The sequence below is a fragment of the Streptomyces sp. NPDC054956 genome, from assembly GCF_053609185.1.
Genome location: NZ_JBSGXB010000092.1, coordinates 1 through 23,692, shown reverse-complemented (window position 1 = coordinate 23,692; position 23,692 = coordinate 1). Strand labels below are relative to the sequence as shown.

General features: G+C 70.9%; 22 protein-coding genes. 12 read left to right on the top strand and 10 right to left on the bottom strand.

Annotated elements, in window-relative coordinates; translation table 11 throughout:
- Positions 1-2,108 (bottom strand): transglycosylase domain-containing protein (locus tag ACWGDE_RS17070; protein WP_453389792.1); only part of this gene is annotated, 2,108 nt, incomplete at its 3' end.
- Positions 2,109-2,350: 242 nt separating this feature from the next.
- Here ACWGDE_RS17070 and ACWGDE_RS17065 point away from each other — a divergent pair.
- From ACWGDE_RS17065 to ACWGDE_RS17045, 5 genes are all read left to right on the top strand, one after another.
- On the top strand, positions 2,351-3,262 hold the full coding sequence (locus ACWGDE_RS17065; RefSeq protein ID WP_453389791.1) for an SPFH domain-containing protein: 912 nt from the start codon (positions 2,351-2,353) through the stop codon (positions 3,260-3,262).
- The gene (locus tag ACWGDE_RS17060; protein WP_453389790.1) at positions 3,259-3,567 is read left to right on the top strand and encodes a hypothetical protein; all 309 of its coding nucleotides are present in this window, start codon (positions 3,259-3,261) and stop codon (positions 3,565-3,567) included. Before ACWGDE_RS17065 ends, ACWGDE_RS17060 begins: the two co-directional genes overlap by 4 nt.
- A 109-nt stretch (positions 3,568-3,676) precedes the next feature.
- Positions 3,677-4,201, top strand: coding sequence for a PadR family transcriptional regulator (locus ACWGDE_RS17055; protein WP_453389789.1), 525 nt, complete (start codon positions 3,677-3,679; stop codon positions 4,199-4,201).
- Positions 4,198-4,884, top strand: coding sequence for an ABC transporter ATP-binding protein (locus ACWGDE_RS17050; RefSeq protein WP_453389788.1), 687 nt, complete (start codon positions 4,198-4,200; stop codon positions 4,882-4,884). Before ACWGDE_RS17055 ends, ACWGDE_RS17050 begins: the two co-directional genes overlap by 4 nt.
- On the top strand, positions 4,881-7,280 hold the full coding sequence (locus ACWGDE_RS17045) for an FtsX-like permease family protein (protein WP_453389787.1): 2,400 nt from the start codon (positions 4,881-4,883) through the stop codon (positions 7,278-7,280). The genes ACWGDE_RS17050 and ACWGDE_RS17045 overlap by 4 nt, the downstream gene beginning before the upstream one ends.
- 20 nt (positions 7,281-7,300) lie before the next feature.
- On the opposite strand, the gene ACWGDE_RS17040 is transcribed toward ACWGDE_RS17045, so the two are convergent.
- Positions 7,301-8,248, bottom strand: a complete 948-nt coding sequence (locus tag ACWGDE_RS17040) for a hydrogen peroxide-inducible genes activator (protein ID WP_453389786.1) — start codon at positions 8,246-8,248, stop codon at positions 7,301-7,303.
- Between the two features lie 135 nt (positions 8,249-8,383).
- Here ACWGDE_RS17040 and ACWGDE_RS17035 point away from each other — a divergent pair, with 135 nt between their 5' ends.
- Together ACWGDE_RS17035 and ACWGDE_RS17030 are read left to right on the top strand one after the other, a co-directional pair.
- Positions 8,384-8,938, top strand: coding sequence for a peroxiredoxin (locus ACWGDE_RS17035; protein ID WP_453389785.1), 555 nt, complete (start codon positions 8,384-8,386; stop codon positions 8,936-8,938).
- A gap of 3 nt (positions 8,939-8,941) precedes the next feature.
- Positions 8,942-9,481 carry an alkyl hydroperoxide reductase gene (locus tag ACWGDE_RS17030; RefSeq protein WP_453389784.1) on the top strand — a complete coding sequence of 180 codons (540 nt, stop codon included), beginning with the start codon at positions 8,942-8,944 and terminating at the stop codon, positions 9,479-9,481.
- 90 nt (positions 9,482-9,571) lie between these two features.
- On the opposite strand, the gene ACWGDE_RS17025 is transcribed toward ACWGDE_RS17030, so the two are convergent.
- The 6 genes from ACWGDE_RS17025 to ACWGDE_RS17000 form a co-directional block, all read right to left on the bottom strand.
- Positions 9,572-10,267 (bottom strand): hypothetical protein, encoded by a 696-nt coding sequence (locus ACWGDE_RS17025; protein WP_453389783.1) that lies wholly within the window; start codon positions 10,265-10,267, stop codon positions 9,572-9,574.
- A gap of 9 nt (positions 10,268-10,276) precedes the next feature.
- A complete protein-coding gene (locus ACWGDE_RS17020) occupies positions 10,277-11,044 on the bottom strand; it encodes a hypothetical protein (protein WP_453389782.1) in 768 nt (255 codons plus the stop codon).
- Positions 11,028-12,494 (bottom strand): AI-2E family transporter, encoded by a 1,467-nt coding sequence (locus tag ACWGDE_RS17015; protein WP_453389781.1) that lies wholly within the window; start codon positions 12,492-12,494, stop codon positions 11,028-11,030. Before ACWGDE_RS17015 ends, ACWGDE_RS17020 begins: the two co-directional genes overlap by 17 nt.
- A 137-nt stretch (positions 12,495-12,631) precedes the next feature.
- Positions 12,632-13,330, bottom strand: coding sequence for an aggregation-promoting factor C-terminal-like domain-containing protein (locus tag ACWGDE_RS17010; protein ID WP_453389780.1), 699 nt, complete (start codon positions 13,328-13,330; stop codon positions 12,632-12,634).
- Between the two features lie 413 nt (positions 13,331-13,743).
- Positions 13,744-15,060: a PhoH family protein gene (locus tag ACWGDE_RS17005; protein ID WP_453389779.1), complete on the bottom strand. Its 1,317-nt coding sequence runs from the start codon at positions 15,058-15,060 to the stop codon at positions 13,744-13,746.
- A gap of 429 nt (positions 15,061-15,489) precedes the next feature.
- Positions 15,490-16,263: an isoprenyl transferase gene (locus ACWGDE_RS17000; RefSeq protein WP_453389778.1), complete on the bottom strand. Its 774-nt coding sequence runs from the start codon at positions 16,261-16,263 to the stop codon at positions 15,490-15,492.
- Positions 16,264-16,391: 128 nt separating this feature from the next.
- On the opposite strand from ACWGDE_RS17000, the gene mgrA reads away from it, so the two are divergent.
- The 4 genes from mgrA (at position 16,392) to ACWGDE_RS16980 (ending at position 20,432) form a co-directional block, all read left to right on the top strand.
- Positions 16,392-17,429, top strand: coding sequence for an L-glyceraldehyde 3-phosphate reductase (gene mgrA, locus ACWGDE_RS16995; protein WP_453389777.1), 1,038 nt, complete (start codon positions 16,392-16,394; stop codon positions 17,427-17,429).
- A gap of 368 nt (positions 17,430-17,797) precedes the next feature.
- Positions 17,798-18,199, top strand: coding sequence for a DUF192 domain-containing protein (locus ACWGDE_RS16990; protein WP_453389776.1), 402 nt, complete (start codon positions 17,798-17,800; stop codon positions 18,197-18,199).
- Between the two features lie 59 nt (positions 18,200-18,258).
- The gene (locus ACWGDE_RS16985) at positions 18,259-18,876 is read left to right on the top strand and encodes an SMI1/KNR4 family protein (RefSeq protein WP_453389775.1); all 618 of its coding nucleotides are present in this window, start codon (positions 18,259-18,261) and stop codon (positions 18,874-18,876) included.
- Between the two features lie 266 nt (positions 18,877-19,142).
- Positions 19,143-20,432: an extracellular solute-binding protein gene (locus ACWGDE_RS16980; protein WP_453389774.1), complete on the top strand. Its 1,290-nt coding sequence runs from the start codon at positions 19,143-19,145 to the stop codon at positions 20,430-20,432.
- A gap of 173 nt (positions 20,433-20,605) precedes the next feature.
- Here ACWGDE_RS16980 and ACWGDE_RS16975 read toward each other — a convergent pair whose 3' ends face one another.
- Positions 20,606-21,235, bottom strand: coding sequence for a hypothetical protein (locus ACWGDE_RS16975; RefSeq protein WP_453389773.1), 630 nt, complete (start codon positions 21,233-21,235; stop codon positions 20,606-20,608).
- Positions 21,236-21,364: 129 nt separating this feature from the next.
- Positions 21,365-22,189: a polysaccharide deacetylase family protein gene (locus tag ACWGDE_RS16970; RefSeq protein ID WP_453389772.1), complete on the bottom strand. Its 825-nt coding sequence runs from the start codon at positions 22,187-22,189 to the stop codon at positions 21,365-21,367.
- A 238-nt stretch (positions 22,190-22,427) separates the two neighbouring features.
- On the opposite strand from ACWGDE_RS16970, the gene ACWGDE_RS16965 reads away from it, so the two are divergent.
- Entirely contained in the window at positions 22,428-23,609 is a 1,182-nt protein-coding gene (locus ACWGDE_RS16965) for an Ig-like domain-containing protein (protein WP_453389771.1), read from the top strand.
- Positions 23,610-23,692 lie beyond the last annotated feature (83 nt).

Below are 23,692 nucleotides of genomic sequence, written 5' to 3'. Positions count from 1 at the left end.
GGGGTGTTGCCGGACGGCGTCTGGGCCGGGGTCTGGCTCGGCGTGTTCGACGGGGAGCTGCTGCCGGTCGGCGTCTGCACCTTGCCCATGTCGGCCTCCTCCAGGTCGAAGGAGCTGTTCTCCTGCCCCTTGAGCGCGGCCAGCGTGTACTGCTTCCAGATCGCGGCCGGGAAGCTGGAGCCGCCCGCGCGCCCGCCGCCCGCGGTGCCGGCCAGGCTGACCTGCTTGTGGGTGCCGGGCTCCTCGCCGAACATCGCGACGACGGTGACGAGGTCCGGGGTGAACCCGGTGAACCAGGCGGCCTTGTTCTCCTCGGTGGTGCCGGTCTTGCCGCCGGCCTCGTACGCCGAGCTCCTGACGGCCTTGCCGGAGCCGTCCTCGACGACGCCGGTGAGGACCTCGGTGACCGTGTCGGCGGTCTTGCGGCTGACGGCCTGGTCGCCGACGGCGCGGACCGGCTTGTACTCGCGGTCCTTGTGCGTGGCGGACTTGATGATGCTGGGCGTGATCTTCTTGCCGTGGTTGTCGAAGGTGGCGTAGACGCCGGCCATCTCCACGGTGTCGGCGCTCATGGTGCCCAGCGTCATCGCCGGCCGGTCCTCGGGCCAGCCCTCGCGGTCCTTCATGCCGAGGGCGAGGGCCGTCTTCTTCGTGGCCTGCGGGGTGACGTCGACGATCATCTGGGCGTAGACGGAGTTGACCGAGGAGTTGGTGGCGGACTGCACCGTCATCATCGGGTTGCCGTAGTTGACGCCGTCCTGGTTCTCCGGGCTGAACGGGGTCTTGCTTCCCACCACGGGGCGCTTGCTGGTGCCGTCGTAGAGGGTGTTGGGGTTGATCGGCTTGCCGTCCTGGGTGGTCGCCTTGTTCTCCATGGCGGAGGCGAGCACGATCGGCTTGAAGGTCGAGCCCGGCTGGTAGTCCTTGCGCAGGGCGTTGCTGGCGTACTGGTCGGCGATGCCCGTGCCGCCGTACATCGCGACGATCGCGCCGGTCTTGGGGTCCACGGAGGTGGCGCCCGCCTGCACCGAGGCGTCGACGGGGCGGTCCTTGCGGTCGAGCTTGGACTCCAGCTGGTCCTGGACGGCTGCCTCCAGGGCGGCCTGCTTCTTCGGGTCGATGGTGAGGGTGATCTCCCAGCCACCGGCCTTGAGCTGGGCCTCGGTCATACCGGTCTGCCGCTTGAGCTCCTCGTCGGCGGCCTGGACCAGGTAGCCCTTCTGGCCTTCCTGGCCGGGGGCGGCCTTGGGCTTGATCGGCTCCTGGAACTGCATGCCCTTGCGCTTGGCCGCGTCCAGCTCGCCCATCTCGACCATGTTGTCGAGGACCGCGTTGAAGCGGATCATCACCAGGCGCTTGCCGTTCGGGCCGGCGGTCGCCCAGTCGTACTGGCTGGGGGCCTGCAGGACGGCCGCGAGGTAGGCGCCCTGTTCCAGGGTCAGCTTGTCGGCGTCGACCCCGTAGTAGGCCTGGGCCGCGGCCTGGATGCCGTAGGCGTTGCGCCCGTAGAAGTTGGTGTTCAGGTAGCCCGCGAGGATCTCGGGCTTCTTCATCCTCTGGTCGACCTTGAGGGAGATGACCATCTCCTTCAGCTTGCGGGTCGCCGTCTGGTCCTGGGTCAGGTAGAAGTTCTTGACGTACTGCTGGGTGATCGTCGAACCGCCGGCCGCGCCCTTGCCGGTGACCGTGTTGAACAGGCCGCGGGCCATGCCCTTGAGGTCGATGCCCCGGTCCTTCTCGAAGGACTTGTTCTCGATCGCGATGAAGGCGGTCTGCACGTCCTTCGGGATCTTCTCGATCGGGACGATCTGCCGGTTCGTACCGCCGACCTGGGCCAGGATCGTGCCGTCGGCCAGCTTGTAGACGTTGTTCTGCTTCAGCGCGTCGGCGTTGGGGTCCGGCGGGTCCACGTAGAAGTAGAGGCCGATCAGCGCGGCCATCCCGAGGAGCATCATCCCGAAGAAGGTGCCGAGGATCTTCTTCCAGGTGAAGAAGCGCCGTATGCCGGTGCGCTTGCCGGCCTTCCCGCCCTTGCCCTTGGTGCGCCCGCGCGGCGCTCGTCGCGCACCGCGCTGCTGCTGCGCCTGTCGCGCTTCTGCTCGGCCCATCGCTCCCGCTCCGCTCGATTACCCCCCGACGTCAGCTCAGAAAGCTAACACCGCAGGCTGTGACAAAGACTGGCCAACCGGGATCAATACCGGTCAATCCGGACGTGACAATCAGCACCCGTCCCCATGGAACCGACGCGCGGGAACCGCTTCGGGTTGCCGGGTACTGCCATCCATCCGAAAAAGTGATATCAGTTTGCTAGGCGGTCCGACCGGCCGCCACCGAGGGAACGGGGAAGAGCATGACCAGCACGACGGGTGCGGCCGAGGGCCGCGTACGAGAGTTCCCCGCGCACAGCGTGGGCGGCGGGCTCGCGCTGCTGCTCGGCCTGGCGGGGGTGGCCGGCGGGGCGGCCCTGATCGCCGCGGGCGCGGTGGCCGGAAGCTCCGGCGCCAAGGGCGCCCTGATCGCGGCGGGGATCCTGCTGATCGTCGCCGCCTTCGTCGCCATGTGCGGGCTGAACACGGTCGCGCCGGGCGAGGCCCGCGTGGTCCAGCTCTTCGGCCGCTACCGCGGCACGGTCCGCACCGACGGCCTGCGCTGGGTCAACCCGCTGACGTCCCGCCGGCGGCTCTCCACCCGGGTGCGCAACCACGAGACCCCGGTCATGAAGGTCAACGACGCCTACGGCAACCCGATCGAGCTGGCCGCCGTCGTGGTGTGGCGAGTCGAGGACACCGCGCGGGCCGTCTTCGAGGTCGAGGACTTCACCGAGTTCGTCGAGACCCAGACCGAGGCGGCCGTGCGGCACATCGCCATCGAGTACCCCTACGACGCCCACGAGGACGGCGGCCTGTCGCTGCGCGGAAACGCCGAGGAGATCACCGAGAAGCTCGCCGCCGAACTGTCCGCCCGCGTCGAGGCGGCCGGCGTGCACATCATCGAGTCCCGCTTCACCCACCTCGCGTACGCCCCGGAGATCGCCTCCGCGATGCTCCAGCGCCAGCAGGCCGGAGCGATCGTCGCGGCGCGCAAGCAGATCGTCGAGGGCGCGGTCGGTATGGTCGAACTCGCCCTGACCCGCCTCGCGGAGCAGGACATCGTGGACCTCGACCCGGAACGGAAGGCGGCGATGGTCTCCAACCTGATGGTGGTCCTGTGCGGTGATCGCGCGGCCCAGCCGGTCGTCAACACGGGCACCCTCTACCAGTGAGCCCCTCCGACGGCCCCGAGGAGCCCCGCGGCGGCCCGGACCCCTCCGCGGCCGACGGGGAGGGTGCGGCCGAGGCGCCCGCGGCGGCCCCCAAGGCCGGGCGCCAGGCCCGCAAACAGGTGCTGCTGCGGCTCGACCCGCAGGTGCACGACGCGCTCGCGCGGTGGGCCGGCGAGGAACTGCGCAGCGCCAACGCGCAGATCGAGTTCCTGCTCCGCCGGGCCCTGGCCGAGGCCGGCCGCCTCCCCGGCGGGGCGGGTCCCATCCCGCGGCGCGGCCGTCCCCGCGCCTCTCCGGATCCCTGAGGCCGCCCCGGCACGAGGGGCGGCACAGTCACCCAACCGGCCCCCCGCGGGGGCCGGTTGGGCCACGTATGTATACACCGAGGGTATACACCGCGTGTATAGTCCGCCCATGTCCATCAGTCACACGCTCCTCGGTCTCCTGGAGGCCGGCCCCCGCCACGGCTACGACCTCAAACGGGCCTTCGACGAGAGGTTCGGCCACGACCGCCCCCTCGCCTACGGACAGGTCTACTCGACCATGTCCCGGCTGCTGAGGAACGGTCTCGTCGAGGTCGACGGGGTCGAGAGCGGTGGCGGTCCCGAGCGCAAGCGGTACGCCATCACCGACGCCGGCATCACCGACGTCGAGACCTGGCTCGCCCAGCCCGAGAAGCCCGAGCCGTACCTCCAGTCGACCCTCTACACGAAGGTCGTGCTCGCCCTGCTCACCGGCCGCGGCGCCCAGGAACTGCTGGACACCCAGCGCTCGGAGCACCTGCGCCTGATGCGCGAGCTCACCCGGCGCAAGCGCGAGGGGGACCTCGCGGACCAACTCGTCTGCGACCACGCCCTGTTCCACCTCGAAGCGGACCTGCGGTGGCTCGAACTGACCGCCGCCCGCCTCGACCAGCTCGCCCAGGAGGTACGCGGATGACCTCGACCGGCACCCTGCTCAGCGCCACCGGACTCCGCAAGGCCTACGGCAGCACGCACGCCCTCGACGGCGTCGGCTTCTCCATCCGCGCGGGCGAGATCGTCGCCGTCATGGGCCCCTCCGGCTCCGGCAAGTCGACCCTGCTGCACTGCCTCGCGGGCATCGTCACGCCCGACTCCGGCACCGTCACCTACGCCGGGCGCAAGCTGTCCGCCATGAACGACGCCCGGCGCAGCGCCCTGCGCCGCAGCGAGTTCGGCTTCGTCTTCCAGTTCGGCCAGCTGGTGCCCGAGCTGACCTGCGTCGAGAACGTCGCCCTGCCGCTGCGCCTGACCGGGGTCAAGCGCAAGGAGGCCGAACGCACCGCCCTGCACTGGATGGAACGGCTCCAGGTCGAGGACCTCGGCCGCAAGCGGCCCGGCGAGGTCTCCGGCGGCCAGGGCCAGCGCGTCGCCGTGGCCCGCGCCCTCGTCACCTCGCCCCGGCTGATCTTCGCCGACGAGCCCACCGGCGCCCTCGACTCCCTCAACGGCGAACGGGTCATGCAGCTGCTCACCGAGACCGCCCGGTCCACCGAGGCCGCCGTCGTCCTCGTCACGCACGAGACCCGCGTGGCCGCGTACTCCGACCGCGAGATCGTCGTACGCGACGGCAAGTCCCGCGACATGGAGTGGATAGCGTGAGCTCCTCCACCTCATCGGTCCGGGACCTCGCCATGGGCGTCCGCTTCGCCTTCGGCGGCGGCCGCGAGGGCTGGACCCGTACGCTCCTCACGGGCGTGGGCGTCGGCCTCGGCGTCGCCCTGCTGCTGATCAGCACCGCGATACCGGGCGCGCTGGCCACCCGCGGCGAGCGCGGGGAGGCCCGCTTCTACCTGGCCGCACCCGTCGGCACGGCGCCCGGCCGCGACACGCTGCTCGTCGCGAGCGCGAACCAGATGTACGAGGGCCGGGACGTGGACGGCCGGTTCCTCCTGGCCGAGGGCCCCGACGCCCCCGTGCCGCCCGGCCTCAAGAGCGTTCCCGCACCCGGGGAGATGGCCGTCTCCCCCGCCCTCGGGCGCCTGCTCGCCTCGAGGGACGGCGCGCTGCTGCGCGAGCGGTTCGACGCGTGGAAGCCCACCCAGGTCATCGGCGACGCCGGCCTCACCGGACCGGGCGAGCTGTACTTCTACGCCGGCAAGGGCGATCTCGCGACCGCCGGGGCCGCGGACCACCGGGCCCAGCGGGTCCTCGCCTTCAACCAGCACCTCGGGCGCAAGTCGCTCGACCCGGTCCTGACGCTCCTGGTCGTCCTGACCTTCGTGGCCCTGCTGATGCCCGTCGCGGTGTTCATCGCCGCCGCCGTCCGCTTCGGCGGGGAGCGGCGCGACCGCCGGCTCGCCGCGCTGCGCCTGGTCGGCGCCGACGGCCTGATGGTCCGCCGGATCGCGGCCGGCGAGGCGCTCGCCGGATCGCTGGTCGGCCTCGGGCTGGGCGCGGGCTTCTTCCTGATCGGCCGCCGGCTCGTCGGCGGCGTCACCCTGCACCAGCGCAGCGTCTTCCCCGCCGACCTCGACCCCGCCCCGTGGCTGGCCGTACTGGTCGCCCTCGTGGTGCCCGCCTCGGCCGTGGCCGTGACCCTGTTCGCCCTGCGCGATGTGGTCATCGAGCCGCTGGGGGTGGTGCGCACCGCGAAGCCGCGCGGGCGCCGCGTCTGGTGGCGGCTGCTGCTGCCGCTCGGCGGGCTCGGCCTGCTGGCTCCGCCGGCCGGACGCGGCACCGGACACGGGGACTTCAACCGGTGGCAGGTCGGCGCCGGGGTGGTGCTGCTGCTCGTCGGGATCACCGCGCTGCTCCCCTGGCTGCTGGAACGCCTCGTGGGCCGGCTGTCGTCCGGCGGCCCGGTGTCCTGGCAGCTCGCCGTGCGCCGCCTCCAGGTCGGCAGCGGCGCGGCCGCCCGCCCGGTCAACGGCATCGCGGTCGCCGTCGCCGGGGCCATCGCCCTCCAGATGCTCTTCGCGGGCGTCGAGGACGGTTACACGGAGAGGACGGGACAGGACCCGTCACGGGCCGCGATCTCGGTGATCATGCCCCCGGGCAACCGGGCCGCGGTCGACGCCGTCGCCCGGCAGGTCTCCGGGGCCGAGGGAGTCGCCAAGGCCGTCGCGCCCGCCTCCTTCGCGGCCGCGCACCGCGTTCCCGCCGGGGACGACCGGATCCAGGTGACCAGCGGCAGCTGCGAGGCCCTGCGCGAGGTCGCGGTCATCGGGTCCTGCGAGGACGGCGACGCCTTCGTGATCACGGACGCTCCCGCCCTGAAGGGCGGGGTTCCCCAGGCCACGGCCAGACCCGGCGACACCCTCTGGGTCGGCCCGGGCATCGGCCCCGGGTACGACGGGGCGGACAGGGCCGGCGGGGCGGACAAGGCGGGCAGGCCGGGCGCGGGCGAGCCCACCCGGTGGACCTTCCCGGCCGGCGCGCGCCCGGTCGCCGGCCGCCCGGACCCGTCGGGCCTGCGCCGCGGCGGACTGCTGGTGACCCCCTCGGTCGCGCCGAAGGTCCTGGTGGACGACCGCTGGCCGCACGTGTACGTGCAGCTCGACCCGGCCGTGCCGGACGCCATGGAACGGGCCAGGACGGCCGCCTTCAAGGCGGCCCCGCTCGCCACCGTGATGACGTTCCACCCCACGAAGCGGGACGACGGCTACGCGACGATCCGCACCGGGCTGCTCTTCGGCGCCACGGCCGTACTGCTCCTGATCGGGGCCAGCCTGCTGGTCTCGCAGCTGGAGCAGTTGCGCGAGCGCGGGAAGCTGCTGTCGGCGCTGGTCGCCTTCGGCACCAAGCGCTCCACGCTGAGCCTGTCGGTGCTCTGGCAGACGGTCCTGCCGATCGGCCTGGGCCTGGTCCTGGCCTCGGCGGTGGGGCCGGCGCTCGGCGCCGTGCTGCTGCGGATGACGGCCGTCCCGGTGCGGGTCGACTGGTCCTCGGTCGCGATGACGGCCGGGATCGGCGGGGGCGTCGCCGTCCTGGTGACCCTGCTCAGCCTGCCGCCGCTGCTACGCCTGATGCGCCCGGACGGACTGCGCACGGAGTAGCCGGCGGCCCGCTCCCCTCCCTAGTCGGTCAGCCAGACGGGGAGCGGGCGTACGGCTTCGCGCAGCGCGTCGGCGACGGCCCGGAACTCCTCCTCCCGGGCCGTTCCCGTACGCATGGCCAGGGCGATCCTGCGCGAGGGCGCGGGCTCGGCGAAGTACCCGGTGGCCAGCCGCTCGTTGCGGGCGGTCTCCAGCCGCAGCGCGGTGCGCGGCAGCAGCGTGACGCCCAGCCCGCCGGCGACCAGTTGTACGAGCGTGGACAGCCCGGCCGCGGTGGTGGTGACGTCCGCTCCGGTGGTGCGCCCCGCGTCCCGGCAGATGTCGAGGGCCTGGTCGCGCAGGCAGTGGCCCTCGTCGAGCAACAGCAGCTGCAGGCCCCGCAGTTCCTCGGGCGGGATGTCCTTGCGCCCGGCGAGCGCGTGGTCGCGGGGCACCAGCAGTACGAAGTCCTCGTCGAAGAGCGGAAGTTCGGTGATCCCGGGGACCCCGAGCGGCACGGCGAGCAGCAGCAGGTCGAGCCGGCCGCCGGCGAGGCCCTCCAGCAGCGAGGCCGTCTGCTCCTCGTGCACCTGGAGGTCGAGGCGGGGGTAGCGCCGGTGGAAGAGCCCGAGCACGGTCGGCAGCAGGTACGGGGCCACGGTGGGGATCACCCCGAGCCGCAGCGCCCCGGTGAAGGGGGCGCGCACCGCCTCGGCCTCCTCCAGCAGCCCGCCCATGGCGTCGAGCACGGTCCGCGCGCGGACCGCGATCCGTTCCCCGGCGGGCGAGAGCAGCACCTTGCGCGTGGTCCGCTCCAGCAGCCGCACCCCGAGCGCCTCCTCCAGTGCCGAGACGGCTCCGGAGAGCGCGGGCTGGCTCATGCCGATGGCGGCGGCCGCGTCCCGGAAGTGCAGGTGCTCGGCGACGGCGGCGAAGGCCCGCAGCTGGGCGAGCGTCGCCTGCTTCGCTCCTCTATGACTGACAGCCACTGATAGGCACCTCCGATCACTCGTCACCAGAGTAGCTATTTCTGCAATCAATGCAGGTGTGTCAGCATGTGAGATACGTCCAACCCCCTCGGAAAGCCCGCAAAAGGGTCACTTTCCTCTGCGCAAGGAGAGCACGTGCTCACTGTCGGCGACCAGTTCCCCACCTACGACCTGACCGCCTGTGTCTCGCTCGAAGCCGGAGCCGAGTTCGCGCAGATCGACCACAAGACCTACGAGGGCAAGTGGAAGATCATGTTCTCCTGGCCGCTCGACTTCACCTTCGTGTGCCCGACCGAGATCGCCGCGTTCGGCAAGCTGAACGAGGAGTTCGCCGACCGTGACGCCCAGATCCTCGGCTTCTCGCTCGACTCCGAGTACGTGCACCACGCCTGGCGCAAGGACCACGCCGACCTGCGCGACCTGCCCTTCCCGATGATGTCCGACATCAAGCGCGAGCTCTGCGCCGACCTCGGCATCCTCGGCCAGGACGGTCTCCCGATGCGCGCCGTCTTCATCGTGGACCCGAACAACGAGATCCAGTTCTCCATGGTGACCGCCGGCTCCGTGGGCCGTAACCCCAAGGAGGTCCTGCGGGTCCTCGACGCCCTGCAGACCGACGAGCTGTGCCCCTGCAACTGGAACAAGGGCGACAGCACCATCGACGCCGGTGCCCTGCTGGCCGGTGAGTGACGGATGTCCCTCGACACCCTCAAGTCCGCCGTACCGGACTTCGCCAAGGACCTGAAGCTGAACCTCGGCTCGGTCATCGGCAATCAGGACACCCTCTCCCAGCAGCAGCTGTGGGGCACGGTCCTGTCCTGCGCGATCGCCGCCCGCTCCCCGCGCGTCCTGCGCGAGCTGGAGCCCGAGGCGAAGGCGGCCCTGTCGCCGGAGGCGTACGACGCCGCCAAGGCCGCCGCCGCGATCATGGCGATGAACAACGTCTTCTACCGCACGCGCCACCTGCTCTCCGACCCGGAGTACGACAACCTGCGCGCGGGCCTGCGGATGAACGTCATCGGCAACCCGGGCGTGGAGAAGGTCGACTTCGAGCTGTGGTCGCTCGCCGTCTCCGCGATCAACGGCTGCGGCCAGTGCCTGGACTCGCACGAGCAGGTCCTGCGCAAGGCCGGCGTCGACCGCGAGACCGTCCAGGAAGCCTTCAAGATCGCCTCGGTGATCCAGGCCGTGGCCGTCACCCTCGACTCGGAAGCCGCCCTCGCGGGCGAGTAGTTCCGCTTCGTACGCGCAGCCGTACGAGGCCCGAGGGCCCCCGCAGCCGATCCGGCCGCGGGGGCCCTTTCGCGCGTTCCCGGCGCCGGCCTATCGCCGCAGCTTCGCCATCAGGGTGCGCATGTCCTCGATCATCGCCGCGCCGATCTCGTCCTCGTCGACCGATGCGCCCGGGCCGCCGCCGGGGTCGTACCACTCCACCGTCAGCGTGAGGACCGCGCCTCCGTCGAGCACCATGAGCCGCTCCCCCTCGCCCGCGTAGTGCCGGTCGAGCACCGCCCGGTCGCCGAGCCCCGGCACCTCGCGGCGCATCTCCAGGTCCAGCCTGGTCGCCGGGTTCACCCCCGGGCCCGTGGCGAACTCCGTCGCCGGGCCGATCTCCTTGTGCAGTTCGACCGACACGTGGGCCCCGAACGTGAGGACGCCCGTCCTCTCCCACCTCATGCCGATCTGGCAGTACGCCCAGTCCTGCGCACGGCCCACGCCCTGGCTGCTCGCGCCTCCCTCGAAGGGCCGGCCGGCGGTCTGGGCGACCGTCTTGAGGTCGACCTCCTTGCACAGGTCGACGGAGTGCCGGTAGTCGATGCGCGGAGTGCCTGCGAAACGGTCCTGCACCGCCAGCGCGCCCGCCCACACCGCCGAGGCCGCCACCACCCCGCCCAGCGCCCACACCCACGGCGCACGCGGGCCCCGTACGCGTTCCCGCTCGCGCACGTCGTCCGGCAGGGCTTCCGCCGCCCGGCCCGCCGTCTCCCAGTCCCCGTCGATCTCCGGCTCGCCGATCATCCCCGCCCCCTACGGCTCCGTCCGCAGCGCCTTCATCAGGGCGTGCATGTCGTCGATCATCGCAGCCTGGATCGCGTCGCTGTCGGGCTTCGGCGGATCCGGCACGGGCTCGGCGCCCGCGACCACCGTGCCGTCGCCCGGCTCGCTCACGCCGAACGTCCACGCCGTCACGTCCACGGTGAACACCGCTCCCCCGTCGAGCACGGTCAGCCGCCAGTGCCTCCCGTACTCCGCCTCCGAGATCAGCGCCCGCTCCCCGAGCCCCGGTACCGAGCGCCAGTCCGGCTTGCCCATGCCGATCCAGCCCACCGGCACCGGTTCCGCCCCGAACTCCGGCTCCGGGTCGTTGCGTTTGTGCAGCGCCACCGAGACCTGGGCCTCGTACGAGAGCCAGGGCCGGGGCACCTCCGAGTTCTGGGGCGGTTTGCGCAGCATGCACACCGCCATGTCCACGCCCGGGTGTTCCAGCAGCCGCGGGGTGTACTCCCACCCGGCGACCTCGGCCACCCGGGACAGCGCGGGCAGCTTCGCCTCGTCGCACAGGCTCAGGCCCAGCCCGTACCGCAGCGGCGGCGGCCGGTCCGCCCGGTCCGCGGCCACCCACCAGGCGCCCGCCCACAGCGCGGAGGCGAGCAGCGCCCCGCCGAGGGCCCACTGCCAGGGCCGGGGGCGCACACCGGGGGCCCCGGCGTCGTCGTACCGCCCGTGCGGCCCACCCGGCTCGGGGCGCTCCGGTAAGCCGGGGCCCCCGCCTTCGAACTCAGGCTCGGTTATCACCTGTTCGCGCCTCCCCCGGGTCGGAAGGCGCCTGGCCCAGGGCCGTCGCCCCGTGCGGCGCGGGGCCGACCGGAGAGAGCCCGTGGTGGAGCTGTTCGCGGGAGTAGGCCCGCAGGTAGCCGACCACCGTGTTGGTGACGGCGACGAGCGGGACGGCGACGACCGCGCCGCCGATGCCCGCGATCATTCCGCCGGCCGCCACCGACAGCACCACCGCGAGCGGGTGGACCCGTACCGCCCGGCCCAGGATGAAGGGCTGGAGCACGTGGCCCTCGATCTGCTGCACCGCCAGGACCACCAGCAGCACCATCAGCGCGGTGAACGGCCCCTGGGTCACCAGCGCCACGACCACCGCGAGGGCGCCGGAGATGACCGCGCCGACGAGCGGGATGAAGGCGAACAGGAAGATGAAGACGGCGAGCGGCACGGCCATCGTCACGTCGAGGAAGTAGAGCCCGAGGCCGATGAAGATGGCGTCGATGAGGGCCACGAGGACCGTGCCGCGCACGTACGCGGTCAGGGTGCGCCAGGCGCGCGGACCGGCGCCGGCCAGACCGGGGCGGGCGGCCGCCGGGAGCAGGCCCATCGTCCAGTTCCAGATGCGCTTGCCGTCGTAGAGCAGGAAGAGCGTGGAGAACATCGCGAGCAGCATGCCCGTCAGCACTTCGACGAGGACCGTCACGCCTTGCAGGCCGGCGGAGGTGATCTGCTCGGTGTTGGTGCCGATGGTGTCGCTGAGGTTCTTCGCGATGTCGTTGATCTGCTTCTCGGTCACGTGGAACGGACTGTCCAGCGCCCAGAGCTTGATGTCGTTGATGCCTTGGCGGAGCCGGTCGGAGAGCTGGTCGAGGTTGTCCATGACCTGCCAGACCACGAACCAGCCGACCAGTCCGATGACCACGAAGCCGAGGATCGCGGTGACCGCGGTGGCCAGGCCCCGCGGCATGCCGAGGCGGCGCAGCCGCACCACGAAGGGCTGGAGCAGGGCGGTGACCAGGAGGGCGGCGGCGAAGGCGAGGACGACCAGGCGGACTTCGCTGATCACCCTCATCACGACCCAGAGCATCCCGGCGAGGAGCAGCAGCCGCCAGCTCGCCTCGGCGGCGACGCGCATGCCCCACGGGATGACGCTGACCGGGTCGGGGCGCAGCGGGATGCCGTAGCCCGGGGCGGGGAACGGCGAGTGGTGGCCCGCGTGCTCGCCGCCCGGGGTCCCCGGTGCGCCGGGCCCGGTGGCCGTGGCGCCCGGAACCGCGGGCCCTCCTGCCGCGGTGGTTCCGGCGGCGTGGATGGGGGGCGGGGGGTAGGCGGGGCGCGGCGGGTGGGCGGGACGGACCGGCAGATCACCGGAGGTCTCGGCCTCGACTTCGGCGCGCCGCTCCGCGAGCCGCGCCTCCACGTGGCTCAGCTTGTTCCCGAGCCGGCCGAGCCAGCCTGCCGATTTCGCCATGTCGTTCCCTTCCCCCCGCTCCCGCACCGCATACCCGGACACACCTCGAAAGACCGTACACGCGAGGAGCCCCGCACCGTAGGACGGTGCGGGGCTCCTCGAGGTTGAGGCGTGAACGCGCCTCAAATACCGGTCGGCTAGTACCAGCCGTTCGCCTGGTGGAAGTTCCAGGCTCCACACGGGCTGCCGTAGCGGCCGTTCATGTAGTTCAGACCCCACTCGATCTGCGTGGCGGGGTTGGTACGCCAGTCCGCGCCGGCCGAGGCCATCTTCGAACCCGGCAGGGCCTGGACGAGGCCGTAGGCGCCCGAAGACTTGTTCACGGCCTGGTAGTTCCAGGTGGATTCCTGGTTGATGATGTTGGAGAAGCACTGGAACTGCCCCGCCGGCACCATCTGCCGGGCGATGTCCTTGACCTGGGCGACCGTGTACGAGGGCTGGAGCGCGAAGTCGGCTCCGTCGCGGGAGGCGGACCGGCTGGCGGCCTGCTCCTTCTCCTCGCGCTCCTTGCGCGCCTTGTCGTCCGCGGCCTTCTGCGCTTCGGCCTTCTTGGCCTTGGCGTCCTGGGCGGCCTGGATGCGGGCTGCCTCCTCGACCGAGCGCTTGGCGTCGGTGTCGGCGGCGTGGGCGATGGCGTCGGCCTGCTGCGTCAGGGACGCGTTCTGGACCTGGGCATGCTCGCCGACCGGGATGTCAGTGAGGAGAGTCGTCCCGGACGCGGTCGTCTCGAGATCGTTCGAGGCGGGGTCGCCAGTGGCAACGCCCACGACTGCGCCGACGGTGGTGACCGCCGTGGCCGAAGCCACTGCGAATCCCCGAACCGAGATCCGGCTCACACGGTGTCCTTCCAGCAGCGTCCGCAGTGACCACGCGGCGCAATAGTGCCCCTCGACACTGGCCTCCATGGTGGTGCGGTCACTGGAGGCGCGGGCCCGTGGGCGACTCCCTCTCGGGAGTGCCGCGTGATGCTCCGGGCGGCATACGGCGATCAGTTGTGGAGTTAGTGGTACTGCGCGCATCTCACGGGAGATACAGGTGTGCCGTATGCGGGGCCTGACGGAAACCAGACTCTGCCGGACCTCGACGCCACAGGGCAATTCTCCGTTGCGTGTGAAAGGTCACACCAGGCATGTCCCGGTTGTTTTCGCCGAACCCCTGTGCACGAAGGCGCCGTCCGGCTAGGCTCTTCGGCCTTTGCCCGACGGCGCCAACTCGCCTTCCCGCTATGGGGTTTTTACCCTGTTTCGAACTACAGGGTCTCCAGCATCTCGGTGACCAGCGCGGCGATCGGGGACCGCTCGGAACGGGTCAGCGTGACGTGCGCGAAGAGCGGATGCCCCTTCAGTTTCTCGACCACGGCGACGACTCCGTCGTAGCGGCCGACCCGCAGGTTGTCCCGCTGGGCCACGTCGTGGGTCAGAACGACCCGCGAATTCGCCCCGATACGGGACAGAACGGTCAACAGGACATTGCGCTCCAGCGACTGCGCCTCGTCCACGATCACGAAGGCGTCGTGCAGCGAGCGGCCCCGGATGTGCGTGAGCGGCAGGACCTCCAGCATCCCGCGGTTCAGCACCTCCTCGATGACCTCGCGCCCGGCGACCGCCGAGAGGGTGTCGAAGACCGCCTGCGCCCAGGGGCTCATCTTCTCGGAGGCGTCCCCGGGCAGGTAGCCGAGGTCCTGGCCGCCGACCGCGTACAGCGGCCGGAAGACCATCACCTTCTGATGCTGCCTCCGCTCCAGCACGGCCTCCAGGCCCGCGCACAGCGCCAGCGCCGACTTTCCGGTGCCGGCCCGGCCGCCCATCGAGATGATCCCGATCTCGGGGTCGAGGAGGAGGTCCAGCGCGATCCGCTGCTCGGCGCTGCGGCCGTGCAGCCCGAAGGCCTCGCGGTCGCCCTTGACGAGCCGTACGTTCCCGTCCGGGGTGACCCGGCCCAGCGCCTTCCCCCGCTCCGACTGGATGACCAGTCCGGTGTGCACGGGCAGTTCCGCGGCTTCCGGTACGTAGAGCCGCTCCTCGGAGTAGAGGAGGTCCACCTGCTCGCCGGAGAGCGCCAGCTCGCTCATGCCGGTCCAGCCGGCATCGGTGATCGCGAGTTCCGCGCGGTACTCCTCGGCGATCAGCCCCACGGAGGAGGCTTTGATGCGCAGTGGGAGATCCTTCGAAACGACCGTGACGTCGTATCCCTCGGCCTGGAGATTGCGGGCGACCGCGAGGATGCGCGAGTCGTTGTCCCCCAATCGGAAGCCCGCCGGGAGCACGCTCGGGTCGGAGTGGTTGAGCTCGACACGCAGGGTGCCGCCCAGATCGCCCAGCGGGATGGGTGCGTCGAGGCGACCGTAGCGAACCCGGAAGTCGTCGAGCAGGCGCAGGGCCTGACGTGCGAAGTAGCCGAGTTCGGGATGGTGCCTCTTTGCCTCCAGCTCGGTGATCACCACGATCGGGAGCACGACCTCGTGCTCGTCGAAACGGGAGATCGCGTTGGGGTCTGCCAGCAGGACGCTGGTGTCGAGGACGTAGGTCCGCCTGTCGGGCAGGCGGCGCTTTGTGCTGGTCACCACGGAAGGACGTACCCCCTCGGAAGAGGTCGGGCCATGAAGACCGGACCGGTCATCGGCACCCATGCGCGGGCCGATTTCCGGCCCTCCCACTCCGTCCGTGCGAACCGCACGTTCGTCCTGGTGCAAAGGGCCTCCCGGGCGGACGACCCCATGCCGTCCGCTGAGACTCGACACCCGTGGATCGGGCGTCGACCTGCAAGGGATATTCCCCGAATGGGTCCAGCCATGCCATGGCATATGACGGACGCTCGGTGAATCCCTGGTGAAGGCCTCGCGCGGAGGGTCGCGGAAGCGGAGGAGGGGCGTACGGGAGCACGCGGACGGCGCGCCGCGGAAGGTTCCGGGCGCGCCGTGAGGTGCCGAGGGGGCGTCAGACACCCGCAGGTCAGGTGCCGTACGAGGAGCCGCGCGGGGGCTGCGCGGCGGGGCTCAGGAGCCGAAGCGCCGGTGCCGGGCGGCGTAGTCGCGCAGGGCGCGCAGGAAGTCCACCTTGCGGAAGGCCGGCCAGAAGACTTCGCAGAAGTAGTACTCGGAGTGCGCGCTCTGCCACAGCATGAATCCGGACAGCCGCTGCTCGCCGCTGGTGCGGATCACGAGGTCCGGGTCGGGCTGGCCGCGCGTGTAGAGGTGCTCCGCGATGTGGTCGATGTCGAGGATCTCGGCGAGCTCCTCGAAGGAGGTGCCCTTCGACGCGTGCTCCAGCAGGAGCGAGCGGACGGCGTCGGCGATCTCCTGGCGGCCGCCGTAGCCCACGGCGACGTTGACGAGTATCCCGTCGATGCCGTGGGTGGCCTCCTCGGCCTCCTTCAGGACGGTCTGCGTCCCGGCGGGCAGGATGTCGAGGTTGCCCACGTGGTGGACGCGCCAGCGGCCGTCGGCGGCGAGGCCGCGCACCGTGTTCTCGATGATGTTGAGCAGGGGGCGGAGCTCGACCTCGGGGCGGTCCAGGTTGTCGGTGGAGAGCATCCACAGGGTGACGACCTCGACGTCCGTCTCCGTGCACCAGCCCAGCATCTCGGAGATCTTGTCGGCTCCGGCCTGGTGGCCCTGCTCCGTGGTGCCTCCGGACGCCTTCGCCCAGCGGCGGTTCCCGTCCAGGATCACGCCGATGTGCTTGGGCGTCTCGTCATGGTCGATGCGGCCTTCCACCCGGCGTGCGTAGAGCCTGTACACAGGACGGCGTACCAGGTCGCGCAGCTTCACGATCTTCCAGCCCCTCCGAGCAATGCCCCCGATGCGGAATGCGGTCCCCCCGACTCGGCCACATTACTGCGCGGCGGGATCGGGTACCCAACTCGGTCCTGTCACAAGTCCGTGATAGGGAGGACAACGTGACTGAAAACAATCCCTATCGGGCAGAGCCCTCGCGCTACGACTCCATGGAGTACCGGCGCACCGGCCGCAGCGGCCTCAAGCTCCCCGCGATCTCCCTGGGCCTCTGGCACAACTTCGGCGACGACGCGTCGCTGGCGTCCCAGCGGGCGATCCTGCGCCGGGCCTTCGACCTCGGTGTCACCCACTTCGACCTCGCGAACAACTACGGGCCGCCCCCCGGCTCGGCCGAGCTCAACTTCGGCAAGATCTTCGCGCAGGACTTCGCGTCCCACCGCGAGGAGCTGGTGCTCTCCACCAAGGCCGGCTACCTGATGCACCCCGGCCCGTACGGCGAGTGGGGCAGCCGCAAGTACCTCCTCGGGTCGCTGGACGCGTCGCTGAAGCGGATGGGCGTCGACTACGTCGACATCTTCTACTCGCACCGCTTCGACCCGGAGACCCCGCTGGAGGAGACCATGGGCGCCCTCGCGTCCGCGGTCCAGCAGGGCAAGGCGCTGTACGTGGGCGTGTCCTCGTACACCGCGGAGCAGACGGCCGAGGCGGCCCGGCTGCTGCGGGAGATGGGCGTCCGCCCCCTGATCCACCAGCCCTCCTACTCCATGATCAACCGCTGGACGGAGGACGACGGCCTGCTGGACACCCTGGAGGAGGCCGGCATGGGCTGCATCTCCTTCGTGCCGCTCGCGCAGGGCTTGCTGACGGGCAAGTACCTCAAGGGCATCCCGGAGGGCTCGCGGGCCACGCAGGGCAAGTCCCTGAACCCGGACCTGCTCTCGCAGGACGTCGTGCGCCGGCTCAACGGGCTCAACGACATCGCGGCGCGGCGCGGCCAGACGCTGGCTCAGCTGGCGCTCAACTGGGTGCTGCGGGACGAGCGCATGACGTCGGCTCTGATCGGCGCGTCGAGCGTGAAGCAGCTCGAGGAGAACGTGGCTTCCCTGACCGGAGCACCGCTGTCGGAGGAGGACCTCAAGGAGATCGACTCCTTCGCGGTGTCCACCCCCGGCGCCAACATCTGGGCCCAGCGCGGCTGACCTGCGGGTTTGCCCGGCAGGCCCCCGGCAGGCCTGGAGAACAAAAAACGGGCCGGTCCGTGGGGGGGATACGGACCGGCCCGAGGGGGGGGTTCCACCATAACCCTTCGTAAAGCCCGCTGCGTGCATTGCCGCGACACGATTACGCTCCGGAGCCGCCCGGCAGCGGTCAGGTGAGCCGCAACCGCCCCCGGGGGCCCGGTGGGACAAGGCCGGAGCCCGTACGGGGCCACGGGCGACCGTACCCCCCAAGAGGGACCCCGGGTCCGGGCGCCTGCTTGACGCCCCGGAGGCCGCGCAGGCCGGCCGGGCCGGATCGCACCGCTCGCCCGGCCCGGCCGGCGGGGCCCGGCACTACCCTGACCGGCATGCGGATCAGGGGGCACTGGCGCGACGGTGGGGCCACGCTGGACATCGGCCCGGGGACGGGGCCGGCGGGGGCGGGGGCGGGCGGACGGTCGGAGATTCCCGTCGAGGTGGCCGCCTCCTACGCGGCCCGGACCCGGGGGCTGCTCGGGCGGGACGGGATCGAGGGGGCGATGCTCCTCACCCCGGCCGCGAGCGTGCACACCTTCCGGATGCGCTTCGCCATCGACGTGGCCTATCTGAACCGCCGGCTGGAGATCGTCGCGCTGACCACCATGCCCCCCGGCCGGCTCGGACTCCCCCGCCCGCGTGCCCGCCACGTCCTGGAGGCCGAGGCCGGGGCCATGGCGGCCTGGGGACTGCGCGTCGGCTCCACCCTGCGGATCCGTCCCGCTCAGCGCTAGGCGGTGTCCGGCCCCGGCGGTAGGTTGGGGCGGTTGAGCTGGGGTGGCAGGGGAGCGGCATGACCGAGAACGCGCACATCAAGGCGCTTGAGCAGATCATGCCGGCGACCCACGGGGCCGACGAGGACATCGACTGGCAGGCGGCCGAGGCCGTCTGGGGCAGCCGTTTCCCCGCCGACTTCATCGCTTTCATGGGCCGCTTCGGCGCGGGCTCGATCAACGGCGAGGCGAGCGTGCTGCTGCCGCTGCCCAAGCCGGGGCTCCAGTGGGACCCGGTGCAGATGGCGGAGGAGACCGCCAACGCCCGGCAGGTCTGGGAGTCCGAGGGCGGCCGGGCCGCCTTCGACGTGGACCCGGAGTCGATCCTCGCCTGGGGCGTCACGGGCGGCTCCGACATCCTGTGCTGGCTGACGACCGAGCCGGACCCGGACCGCTGGCCCGTCCTGGTGGTCGGCCGCCACACCGCCGACTCCTTCGCGGTGTACCCGTACGGCATGGGCGAGTTCCTGTACCGGCTGTGCTCCGACGAGTTCGACGTGAGCCCGGTCAGCATCACCTTCTGGGACGGCGGCCACCTCAGCTTCGTGCACTGGCGCAAGGCCCAGCGGCGCTGGCAGGAGGGCCGCAACCCCGAAACGGGCGAGCCCGACCCGTACGCGGGCGATTTCGCCGACTGACGCCCTCCGCTCCTCCCCCCAACCCGTTCCGTGGCCGGAAACGGGCGTTTCGGTATGTCTACGCGCGTCCGAATTGTTGATCACATATCGGAAAACACCACTCTGAAATGCCGCACTTGGAGCATTGACCACAAGTACCGACCCAATGGAACCAAGCGCCCTTCCGCAGGAGAGAATTCCGGCCAACGGGCCACGGAGGGACAGCACAGCCCGGAGTAACTCATAAGTAATAACGCGCCTCAAAAGAAAATCAGGGGAATCCACCCGTGCGACGAAGAATCTTCGGCACGGCCGCCACCACGGTCGTGCTCGGTCTGCTGATACCGCTGGCCGGATGCGGCAGCTCCGTCGGAAGCGCAGGTGACGGCGGTACGCTCCGCCTCATCGCCGCCGAATACGGCGACGCCTCGGGCCACAGTTCCAAGGAGTTCTGGGACAAGGTGACGGCCGATTTCACGGCCGTCAACCCCGGAATCAAGGTCCAGGTCCAACTGCTTCCGTGGGCCGACATCGACCGTGAGGTCTCCCGCATGGTCAAGGCCGGCAACGCGCCGGACATGGCCCTCATGGGCGGTTACTCGGACTTCGCGGCACAGGGCAAGCTCTATTCGGCGGACGAACTCCTCTCGGTCACCGCCGAAGCGAACTTCCTCGCGCCCCTCGCCGAGGCCGGCTCCGTCCGCAACACCCTCTACGGCCTGCCCTTCGTCGCGAGCAGCCGCCTGCTCTTCATCAACGAGACCCTGTTCAAGCAGGCGGGCATCAAGGAGACCCCCAAGACCTGGTCGGACCTCAAGGCCGCCGCCACGGCGCTCAAGGCCAAGGGCGTGAAGTACCCGTACGCCATGCCGCTGGGCCCGGAGGAGGCGCACGCCGAGGCGATGATCTGGGAGCTCAGCAACGGCGGCGGCTACGCCGACAACAGCGGCAACTACAGCCTGGCCTCCGACCAGAACATCTACACGTTCAAGTGGATCAAGGAGAACCTGGTCGCCCCCGGGCTGCTCGGCCCCACTCCGCCGTCCCAGCTCAACCGCGCCGATGCCTTCGCCGCCTTCACGCGCGGAGAGGTCGGCATGGTCAACGGCTACCCCTCGCTCGTCCACGAGGCGCGCGCCAAGGGCATCGACGTCCGCCCCGTGGCCATGCCGGTCTCGGACACCCTCGGCTCCGGCGAGGTCCCGCCGACCGTCGGCGTGGCCGACTGGATGATGGCGTTCAAGCAGAACGGCCACCGCGAGGAGATCGGCAAGTTCCTGGACTTCGTCTACCAGGACAAGAACCTCTCGGACTTCGCCGGCCGCTACCACCTGCTGCCGTCCACCGTCTCGGCCTCCCGCAGCGTGGGCGGCAACGGCGGCATGGACAAGAGCGACACCGAGTTCCTGACCGCCCTGCGCAGCGCCCAGCTCTACCCGGTCAACGACCCGGCCTGGGTGACGGTCAGCGACACCATCAAGCGCAACATCGGCCGGGCTGTGGACCCGGGCGGCGAGCCCAAGGCCGTCCTGGAGGAGATCGCCACGAAGGCGCGCGAGGCCGGCAAGAAGCACTGACGCCTCCTGCCGCCCCCGGAAATCCCTCTGAAGGACCCTGACGACACGGGACTTCCGCCTCCTGCCGCCCCCCATCCCGCGCGGCATCATGGCTGTTACGGCCTTCGATCCGAGGCCCCGGCCCAGTCGCCCGCCGCGCACCCACAAGGTGCGCGGGGCGGCCGGCCCACGGCCTAGCTCGCGCCCTGGTTCTGCGGGGTGAACGCCGTACGGTACTGCTCGCAGCTGGAGTCCCAGGTCAGGGAGCCGGTGAGGGTGCCGTAGCCGGTGCGGGTGACCGACCAGTCCACCGTGTACTTCCCGGTGTCGCATGCGATGCGCTTCCCGCCGGGCACCTTCGTACGGCCCGTCGCCTTACGGTTCTTCAGCTCCTGGTGCACCTCGGCGGCCTTGGCGCGGTTCGCGCCGCGCAGCACCGCGTGCACGACGATCGGATGCGTGCCGTCCTTGGTGGTCAGCACCTTCTTCACTCCCTGCGAGTCGGCGACCGACCACGCGAACTCGTACCCCGGCTCCCAGGACAGGGTCTTCGGGTCGGGGACCTGGCGCTCGTAGTCCTCGGCACCCTTGGGGCCGGGCCGGGTCACCGTCTTGTAGCGGATGCCGGGCTGGAACCTGAACTGCGCCTCCACCTTGTGCATGTCGTCCTTGGTCCACATCGACTTCATCGCCTTCTCCCCTCCGCTCGGGTCCTGGAGGTACGCCGTGCCGTCCGCGGCGGTGGCGGCTCCCTGACAGAGGGCGGGGGCGAGGGCCGCCGCGGCGGTGGCGAGGGCGAGAGCGGCGATGCGGGTGCGCTTCATGCCCGGACCAACGGGGCCCTCCGGCGGGCCGGAACGAGGCCGGGCGCGCTTTCACCCGTACGAGATTCCGTACGCGGACCGCCGGGACGGCCGCCGGCCGGGCCGGAGCACCGGGGCACTGGAGGCGGGTCAGGCGCTGGGACCGGTGACCACCGGGAAGCCGGTGGGCCGGCCCTCCGCCTTCAGCCAGGCCAGGACCTGGTCGAGGGCCTCGACGGTCTGGGCGCGGTTGCCGCCGCCGTCGTGGAAGAGGACCGTCGGGCCGTTCTTGATCTCGCTCTTGACCGTGTTGACGATCGCGGCGGTGCCCGGCGTCGTGAAGTCCTTGGTGTCGATGTTCCAGCCCAGCGGCCGCATCCCGTTGGCGGCGGCCAGGGCCCGGCTCTCGGGGGTGAACGCACCGCCGGGGGCCCGGTAGTAGTCCACCTTGGCCCCGCCGCCGGCCGCGTCCTCGATCAGCTTCTTCGCGTCGAGGATCTGCTGACGCTGGTACTCGAAGGGCTTCTTGTCCATCCCGGTGTTGTGGTCCATGGTGTGGTCGCAGAGCCGGTGACCGCCCGCGACGACCTTCTTGACCAGGTCGGGGTTGGCCTTGGCCTGCGGGCCGATCATGCAGAAGGTCGCCTTCACGTCGTACTTCGCGAGGACCTCCAGCACCTTCGGGGTCCACTTGGGGTCGGGCCCGTCGTCGATGGTGATGTTGACCGCGTCGCCGCCGCTCTCCGACGCGTGGGCTATGCCGTCGGGGACCTGCCGTCCCGGGTTCGCGGGCGTCTGCGGGTCGGTGGCGCCGCCCTTGGCGGGGTCGTCCGTCTGCCGGGAGACGTTCTCGTGGCGGGTGTCGTGGCCCGGGTCGACGATGGTCGTCACCCCCCACACCGTCCCGGCCACCGCCACGGCCGCCCCTACGACGGCCATCCGTGCCCGTATGCCCTGCATGTGCGTGCGCGCCATGAACCCCATGTGCTGTCTCAACTCCCCAATCGGTGTCCGCCTTGTGAGCTCGCACTGGTCAGGACGCCGGTCAGGGATGAGGGGTTCCAGCCGAATGGCCCATAAATTCCGTGTTGCAGGACTTAAGTCCTTGATCGTCCCGAATTCCGTCCCGACCGAAACCGAGGGCGGCCGGGGCGGCCTCCTACCGTGCGTCCCGGGCCGAAGACCCCGGCTCTACTTGGAGGTTCGCGTACCCATGCGCAAGGCATTCACCCCCGCGGTTCCCCTGCTCGCCCTGCTCGCGCTGCCCCTGACGGCGTGTGGGGGCGGCGGAGCGGGCGGCGTGGCGGGCGGCGGAGGCTCCGCGGCGGAGGCGAAGCCCGCCGCGGCGGTGGGTCTCGTACCGGCCGACGGAGCGCGGGACGTCAAGCCGGAGGAGCCGGTCACGGTGCGGGTGGAGCACGGCACGCTGACGACGGTGACCGTGACCGGACCCGACGGGAAGCCGGCGGAAGGGACGTTGAAGGACGGCGCGTTCACGCCGAAGGACGGCTTCGCGGTGGACACCGAGTACAAGGTGCGGGCGACCGCCGCCTCCGAGGACGGGAAGGAGACCTCCTCCGCATCCTCCTTCCGCACGCTGAAGCCCTCGAAGGACCGGACGGAGACGGTGACCGTGCTTCCGGCGGGCGGGACGACCGTGGGCGTGGGCCAGCCGCTCTCGCTCACCTTCGACCACCCGGTGAAGAACAAGGCCGCGGTCGAGCGCCGGCTGAAGGTGACCACGAGCAACGGCACCGAGGGCGCGTGGGGCTGGCTGAAGGAGACGGCGACCGGCAAGGACCGGGTGGACTGGCGGCCCAAGGAGTACTGGAAGCCGGGCACGCGGGTGACGCTGGAGGCCCCGCTGTCGGGGGTGGACACCGGCGGCGGCCGGTACCTGGCGAAGTCGTACGCGACCTCCTTCACCATTGGCAGGAGTCAGGTGGCCAAGGTGGACATCGCGCACCACGAGCTGACGCTGGAGCGTGACGGCGAGACGGTGAAGTCCGTCCCGATCACGGCGGGCGATCCGGCGAGCACCCCGACCTGGAGCGGGAAGATGACCCTGATGGGCAAGGAGGGCACGATCCGGATGACGGCCGCGTCGGTCGGCCTGACCGGCTACGACCAGCAGGTGCACAAGTCGATGAAACTGACGGTCTCGGGCACGTACGCGCACCAGGCCGAATGGGCGGAGGGCTACATAGGCTCGGCGAACCGTAGCCACGGCTGCATCGGCATGAAGACGGCGGACGCCACGTGGTTCTACGACCAGGCCCAGGTCGGCGACGTCTTCGACGTCACGGGCGGCAAGGAAACGGTGGCAGCAGGAAACGGCTTCGGCGAGTGGAACCTGTCGTGGGCGGATTGGCAGAAGAAGTCGGAACTCAGGTAAGCCCGGCGGGCCACACCCAGCCCCACCGGCGTACGAGGCGCGGCCACATCCACCCCCGCCGGCCTTTGCGGCGCGGCCACACC

Excerpts from the sequence above, each read along its gene's own strand:
- ACWGDE_RS17065 (WP_453389791.1), top strand. The coding sequence starts at position 2,351 with ATGACCAGCACGACGGGTGCGGCCGAGGGCCGCGTACGAGAGTTCCCC.
- ACWGDE_RS17055 (WP_453389789.1), top strand. The coding sequence starts at position 3,677 with ATGTCCATCAGTCACACGCTCCTCGGTCTCCTGGAGGCCGGCCCCCGC.
- ACWGDE_RS17050 (WP_453389788.1), top strand. The coding sequence starts at position 4,198 with ATGACCTCGACCGGCACCCTGCTCAGCGCCACCGGACTCCGCAAGGCC.
- ACWGDE_RS17030 (WP_453389784.1), top strand. The coding sequence starts at position 8,942 with ATGTCCCTCGACACCCTCAAGTCCGCCGTACCGGACTTCGCCAAGGAC.
- ACWGDE_RS17025 (WP_453389783.1), bottom strand. The coding sequence starts at position 10,267 with ATGATCGGCGAGCCGGAGATCGACGGGGACTGGGAGACGGCGGGCCGG.
- ACWGDE_RS17015 (WP_453389781.1), bottom strand. The coding sequence starts at position 12,494 with ATGGCGAAATCGGCAGGCTGGCTCGGCCGGCTCGGGAACAAGCTGAGC.
- ACWGDE_RS16990 (WP_453389776.1), top strand. The coding sequence starts at position 17,798 with ATGCGGATCAGGGGGCACTGGCGCGACGGTGGGGCCACGCTGGACATC.
- ACWGDE_RS16985 (WP_453389775.1), top strand. The coding sequence starts at position 18,259 with ATGACCGAGAACGCGCACATCAAGGCGCTTGAGCAGATCATGCCGGCG.
- ACWGDE_RS16975 (WP_453389773.1), bottom strand. The coding sequence starts at position 21,235 with ATGAAGCGCACCCGCATCGCCGCTCTCGCCCTCGCCACCGCCGCGGCG.
- ACWGDE_RS16970 (WP_453389772.1), bottom strand. The coding sequence starts at position 22,189 with ATGGCGCGCACGCACATGCAGGGCATACGGGCACGGATGGCCGTCGTA.
- ACWGDE_RS16965 (WP_453389771.1), top strand. The coding sequence starts at position 22,428 with ATGCGCAAGGCATTCACCCCCGCGGTTCCCCTGCTCGCCCTGCTCGCG.